This is a genomic window from Streptomyces calidiresistens, assembly GCF_014141525.1.
GTDB lineage: Bacteria > Actinomycetota > Actinomycetes > Streptomycetales > Streptomycetaceae > Streptomyces > Streptomyces calidiresistens.
Genome location: NZ_VKHS01000319.1, coordinates 1 through 5835, shown reverse-complemented (window position 1 = coordinate 5835; position 5835 = coordinate 1). Strand labels below are relative to the sequence as shown.

Here is a 5835-nt window from a genome sequence, read left to right as displayed (position 1 = left end):
GGCCGGCCCCCTCGCTTCGCGACACCCCCCGCCCGCCGGGTACGCTCACCGCCGTGCCCCCAGCAGACCGGAATCACACCTCGCCGCCCAGGCCGGAGAACGTCCGCCCCGTCCCGACGGCCGAGCTGGCCGCCCTGGCGGGAGCCGAGCCGCCCGACGTCACCGCGTCGATCACCGGCATCACCCACGACTCGCGCGCCGTGCGTCCCGGCGATCTGTACGCCGCCCTTCCCGGCGCCCGCTTCCACGGCGCGGACTTCGCCGAACAGGCCGCCCGGCGCGGCGCCGCCGCCGTGCTGACCGACCCCGACGGCGCGGAACGCGCCGCCGCGGCCGGTCTCCCGGTGATCGTCGTGCCCTCCCCGCGCGCCCGGATGGGCGAACTCGCCGCCCGGATCTACGGGGACCCCGGAGCGGGCCTGCTGCGCGTCGGCATCACCGGCACCTCCGGCAAGACCACCACGGCCTATCTGGTCGAGGGCGGCCTGCGCAAGGCCTCGCCGCGCGGCGGGGGCGTGGGGCTGATCGGCACGGTGGAGACCCGGATCGGCGAGGAGCGGATCAGGTCCGAGCGCACGACGCCGGAGGCCACCGACCTGCAGGCGCTGCTCGCGGTGATGCGCGAGCAGGGCGTCGGCTCGCTGGTCATGGAGGTCTCCAGTCACGCCCTGGTGCTGGGTCGGGTGGACGGTTGCGTCTACGACGTGGCGGTCTTCACCAACCTCAGCGCCGAGCACCTGGACTTCCACCCCGACATGGAGGACTACTACCGGGCCAAGGCGCAGCTGTTCACCCCGGCCCGCTCCCGGGCCGCCGTGGTCAACATCGACGACGCGCACGGTCGGCGGCTGGTGGACGACGCGTCCGCCGCCGGTCTCCCGGTGACCACCTACTCGGCGGAGGGCCACCCGGACGCCGACTGGCGTGCCGACGGGGTGGAGATCGGTCCGCTGGGTTCGACCTTCGTCGCGCACGGCCCCGACGGGGCGCGGGTGCGCGCCTCGGCGCCGCTGCCGGGCGCCTTCAACGTCGCCAACACCCTGGCCGCGATCGTCGCCCTGGCGGTGGCCGGCGCCGATCCGCAGGCCGCCGCCGACGGCATCGCCGCGGTGCCGGGCGTTCCCGGCCGGCTGGAGCGGGTGGACGTCGGTCAGCCCTACCTCGCGGTGGTGGACTACGCCCACAAGCCGGACGCCGTGGAGTCGGTGCTCCGGGCGGTGCGCCGGGTCACCGGGGGCCGGGTGCACGCCGTGCTGGGCTGCGGCGGCGACCGCGACCCGCACAAACGTCCGGCGATGGGCGAGGCGCTGGCCCGTCTCGCCGACACCGCCGTGCTCACCAGCGACAACCCCCGGAGCGAGGACCCGCTGGCGATCCTCGCCACCATGCTGGCCGGCGCCGCCCGGGTGCCGGTCCACGAGCGGGGCACGGTCCTGGTCGAGGAGGACCGCGCCGCCGCCATCGCCGCGGCGGTGGCCCGGGCCGAGCCCGGGGACACCGTCCTCGTCGCCGGGAAGGGCCACGAGACCGGCCAGGACATCGCCGGCGTGATCCGCCCCTTCGACGACCGTCTGGAACTGCGCGCCGCCATCGAGCGCGCCGGTCACGCCGCCCGCACTTCGGGGAAGGACCTGAACCCCGCATGATCCCCCTTTCCGCCGCCGAACTCGTCGCCGTCACCGGTGGGACGGGGCACGGCATACCGGAACCGCCGCCGCTCGTCACCGGGCCGGTGGTCATCGACTCCCGTCTCGTGGAACCGGGTGCCCTCTTCGCCGCGCTGCGCGGCGACCGGGTGGACGGCCACGACTTCGCCGCCGGGGCGGTCGCCGACGGCGCCGCCTGCGTGCTGGCGACCCGCCCGATCGAGGGGGTGCCGACCGTCGTCGTCCCGGACGTCACGGCCGCCCTGGGGGCCCTGGCCCGGCACGTGGTGGGCGAACTGGGCGCCACCGTGGTGGCGATGACCGGCTCGGCCGGGAAGACCTCCACGAAGGACCTGATCGCCCAGCTGTTGGAGCGCATCGCGCCCACGGTGTGGCCGCCGGAGTCCTTCAACAACGAGATCGGGCTGCCGCTGACCGCGCTGCGCGCCGGCGAGGGCACCCGGCACCTGGTGCTGGAGATGGGTGCCCGGGGCGTGGGCCACATCCGTTACCTGGCCGGGCTCACCCCGCCGCGGATCGGTGTGGTGCTCAACGTCGGGACCGCGCACCTGGGCGAGTTCGGCAGCCGGGAGGCCATCGCCCTGGCCAAGGGGGAGCTGGTCGAGGCACTGCCGTCGGCCGAGGAGGGCGGGGTGGCGGTGCTCAACGCCGACGACCCGCTGGTGCGGGCGATGGCCTCGCGGACCCGGGCCCGGACGGTCTTCTTCGGCGAGTCCCCGGAGGCCGACATCCGGGCCGAGAACGTGCGTCTGACCGAGGACGGGCGGCCGGCCTTCCGGCTCATCACCCCCTCCGGCTACGCCGATCTGACGATGCGACTGTACGGTGAGCACCACGTGTCGAACGCGCTGGCCGCCGCGGCCGTAGCCCACGAGTTGGGCCTACCCGCCGCCGCCCTCGCCGAGACACTGGCGGAGGCGGGACCGCTCTCCCGGTGGCGGATGGAGGTCACCGAGCGGGCGGACGGAGTGACGATCGTCAACGACGCCTACAACGCCAACCCCGATTCCACGCGGGCCGCCCTGCGCGCGCTCGCGGCGATGGGCCGTGGCCGCCGCACCTGGGCGGTGCTGGGCACCATGGCGGAGCTGGGGGAGGCGTCGCAGGCCGAGCACGACGCCGTCGGTCGACTCGTCGTCCGGCTCAATGTCGGCAAGCTCGTGGCGGTCGGCGGCCGTGAGGCCGCCTGGCTCGACATGGGCGCGAAGAACGAGGGTTCGTGGGGTGAGGAGTCGGTGCACGTGTCCGACGCCCGAACGGCACTGGAACTGTTGCGCGCGGAGTTGCGACCCGGGGACGTGGTCCTGGTGAAGGCTTCCCGTGCGGTGGGATTGGAGAAGGTCGCGCTCGGTCTGATCGCCGATGGGGCGAACGCCGCGGACGCCGAAGGCGGGGTCGCCGCCCGATGAGGCAGATCCTCGTATCCGGGGTCCTCGGACTCTTCCTGACCCTGGTGGGCACCCCGTTGCTCATCAAGCTGCTGGCCCGCAAGGGCTACGGCCAGTACATCCGGGACGACGGCCCGCGCGATCACCACAGCAAGCGCGGCACCCCGACCATGGGCGGCATCGCCTTCATCCTGGCGACGCTCATCGCCTACTTCGCGACCAAGATCATCAGCGGCAGTTCGCCGTCGGTCTCCGGTCTGCTGGTCCTCTTCCTCTTCGCGGGGATGGGCCTGGTCGGCTTCCTGGACGACTACATCAAGATCGTCAAGCAGCGCAGCCTCGGACTGCGGGCCAAGGCGAAGATGCTCGGCCAACTCATCGTCGGTATCGCCTTCGCGGTACTGGCCCTGAACTTCGCGGACGCCCGGGGCCAGACCCCGGCCTCCACCCACCTGTCCTTCACCCAGGACTTCGGCTGGTCCATCGGCCCGGTGCTCTTCGTGCTGTGGGCGCTGTTCATGATCCTGGCCATGTCCAACGGCGTGAACCTCACCGACGGACTGGACGGCCTGGCCACCGGTGCCTCGGTGATGGTCTTCGGCGCCTACGTCTTCATCGGCGTCTGGCAGTACGGCCAGAGCTGCGCCAACGAGCTCACCGCCGGGCCGGGCTGCTACGAGGTCCGCGACCCCCTGGACCTGGCGATCGTGGCCTCCGCCCTGATGGGAGCGCTCTTCGGCTTCCTGTGGTGGAACACCTCGCCCGCCAAGGTCTTCATGGGCGACACCGGTTCCCTCGCCCTGGGCGGGGCGCTGGCCGGTCTGGCGATCGTCTCCCGCACCGAGCTGCTGCTCGCCATCCTCGGCGGCCTGTTCGTCCTGATCACCATGTCCGTGGTGATCCAGGTCGGCTCCTTCCGCCTCACCGGCAAACGGGTCTTCAAGATGGCCCCGCTCCAACACCACTTCGAGTTGAAGGGGTGGAGCGAGGTGCTGATCGTGGTCCGGTTCTGGATCATCCAGGGCATCTGCGTGATCGTCGGCATCGGACTCTTCTACGGCAGTTGGGTGGCCGGCTGGTGAGCGCCGACACCCTGCCGCCGGGCGCCGAACCCGACGAGGCCTGGGTCGGCAGGCGGGTCACCGTCGCCGGCCTCGGCGTCACCGGGGAGAGCGCCGCGCGGGTGCTCGCCGGCCTCGGCGCCCGGGTGGTCGTGGTGGACGGCGGCGACGGCGAGCGGCAGCGGGCCCGCGCCGCGGCGCTGCGCGCCGCCGTCCCGGACGGGGACCTCACCGTCCGCCTCGGGGACGGGGCGACCCTGCCCGGGGGCACCGAACTCGTCGTCACCTCACCGGGTTGGCCCCCCTCCGCCCCGCTGTTCGCGGCGGCGGCGGAGGCCGGGGTCCCGGTGATCGGCGACATCGAGCTGGCCCGCCGGCTGCGCCGCCCCGCCGCGGACGGCACCCCGCCCGCCGAGTGGCTGGCGATCACCGGGACCAACGGCAAGACCACCACGGTGCGGATGCTGGCGGCGATGCTGGAGGCCGCCGGCCTGCGCACCGCCGCCGTCGGCAACGTGGGCACCCCGCTGCTGGACGTGGTCCGCTCCGCCGAGCCGTACGACGTGCTCGCCCTGGAGCTGTCCAGCTACCAGCTGCACTGGTCCCCGAACATCGCGGCGCACTCGGCGGCGATCCTCAACATCGCCCCCGACCACCTCGACTGGCACGGCGGCCCCGAGGCGTACGCCGCGGCCAAGGCCCGGATCCACGAGGGCAACCGGGTCGCCTGCGTCTACAACGCCGACACCCCCGACGGGGAGATCCCGGTGCGGCAGGCGGAGGTCGAGGAGGGCTGCCGGGCGATCGGCTTCACCCTCGGCGTCCCCGCCCCCTCCCAGCTGGGCGTGGTGGACGACCTGCTGGTGGACCGGGCCTTCGGTCCCGACCGACGGCGTACCGCCCGGGAGCTGGCGGCGGTCTCCGACGTGCGTCCGGCCGCCCCGCACAACGTGGCCAACGCCCTGGCCGCCGCCGCCCTGGCACTGGCCTACGGGGTGGAGCCGAGGGCCGTCCGGGACGGTCTGCGCGCCTTCCGCCCCGACGCCCACCGCATCTCCACCGTCACCCGGCGGGCCGGGGTGGAGTGGGTGGACGACTCCAAGGCCACCAACCCGCACGCGGCCGCCGCCTCCCTGGCCGCCTACGACCCGATCGTGTGGATCGCCGGCGGCCTGGCCAAGGGCGCGACCTTCGACGACCTGGTGCGCGACGCCGCGCCCCGACTGCGCGCGGTGATCCTGCTGGGCGCCGAACGGGCACTGATCGCCGATGCGCTTCGGCGACACGCGCCGGATGTGCCGGTCGTCGACCTGGAGCGGACCGACACTGGGGCGATGGCTCGGGCCGTGCGCGAGGCGGACCGGCTGGCCCGCCCCGGCGACACGGTGCTGCTGGCGCCCGCCTGCGCCTCCATGGACATGTTCACCCATTACATGGAGCGCGGTGACGCCTTCGCCGAGGCCGTGCGCGCCCTCCCGGCCGGGGGTCCGGACACCGGCGGGGACGGACCGGGGTAGGAGACGGGGCCGCGCGCCCCGGGTCCACGACCCGTTCGCGTGTCCGGGGCGGTGGGGCCGATGCCGAGCGGGCACCCCACCGCCCCGGACGCGCGAGGGGGCCCGGGAGCGGGCACGAGAACCGGAGGGGACAGCATGCAGGTCGACCGAAGCGGTGGGGTCCGGCCGGGCGGGGCGTCCGGCACGGGGCGGCCCCGGGCAC

General features: G+C 74.2%; 4 protein-coding genes. All 4 read left to right on the top strand.

The genetic code is table 11. The features are described 5' to 3' along the window. The coding region (locus FOE67_RS14350; RefSeq protein ID WP_182664270.1) for a UDP-N-acetylmuramoyl-L-alanyl-D-glutamate--2,6-diaminopimelate ligase at nt 1-1646 on the top strand (1646 nt) is incomplete at its 5' end. Continuing rightward, nucleotides 1643-3076: a UDP-N-acetylmuramoyl-tripeptide--D-alanyl-D-alanine ligase gene (locus tag FOE67_RS14345; RefSeq protein WP_182664268.1), complete on the top strand. Its 1434-nt coding sequence runs from the start codon at nt 1643-1645 to the stop codon at nt 3074-3076. The genes FOE67_RS14350 and FOE67_RS14345, both read left to right, overlap by 4 nt. Continuing rightward, nucleotides 3073-4137 carry a phospho-N-acetylmuramoyl-pentapeptide-transferase gene (mraY, locus tag FOE67_RS14340; RefSeq protein ID WP_182664266.1) on the top strand — a complete coding sequence of 355 codons (1065 nt, stop codon included), beginning with the start codon at nt 3073-3075 and terminating at the stop codon, nt 4135-4137. Before FOE67_RS14345 ends, mraY begins: the two co-directional genes overlap by 4 nt. Beyond that, on the top strand, nt 4134-5633 hold the full coding sequence (murD, locus tag FOE67_RS14335) for a UDP-N-acetylmuramoyl-L-alanine--D-glutamate ligase (RefSeq protein WP_323384919.1): 1500 nt from the start codon (nt 4134-4136) through the stop codon (nt 5631-5633). The genes mraY and murD overlap by 4 nt, the downstream gene beginning before the upstream one ends. Nucleotides 5634-5835 lie beyond the last annotated feature (202 nt).